Source organism: Bradyrhizobium sp. CFUWI, from assembly GCF_056429085.1.
Genome location: NZ_JBWJZE010000185.1, coordinates 1 through 457, shown reverse-complemented (window position 1 = coordinate 457; position 457 = coordinate 1). Strand labels below are relative to the sequence as shown.

Here is a 457-nt window from a genome sequence, read left to right as displayed (position 1 = left end):
TTGCGGGAGCGCCTCGCGGGCGTGGCGCCGCTGCGCCTGGACCTGATCGGCGTGACCAGCGTGTTCGGCGACGACGCGAGCCGCTGGATGGAGGCCTCTGCCTCCGGCGATGCGCGCGACGTCCGGCTGCGGGCCGCGCTGCAGCACCGCGACCACGCCAGCGCGCAGCGCCTGGTGCGCGAGGTGACGGCGCTCTACTGCTGCGGCCCGGCGGGCGGCGGCGGCGTGCGCACGGCCATGCGGCCGCGCCTGGGCATGCTGTCGTGCCTGGTGCCGCGCGAAGCCGTGCCCACCGGCCACCGTTTTCTGGATTGAAAGGAGCGGCGATGGACTTCCCGCAATCGGCCGCCGATGGGCCTCTGACGGTGCCGCTCTACCGGCTCGCGCACGGCCGCACCGGCGACAAGGGCAACCGCTCGAACATCAGCGTGATCGCATGGCATCCGGCGCTCTGGGA

2 protein-coding genes are annotated in these 457 nt (G+C 74.0%); both read left to right on the top strand.

The features are described from left to right. A partial coding sequence (locus AC066S_RS39335) for an acyclic terpene utilization AtuA family protein (RefSeq protein WP_478271985.1) occupies window positions 1–315 on the top strand: 315 nt, incomplete at its 5' end. 11 nt (window positions 316–326) lie between these two features. Next, a partial coding sequence (locus AC066S_RS39330) for an AtuA-related protein (protein ID WP_478271986.1) occupies window positions 327–457 on the top strand: 131 nt, incomplete at its 3' end.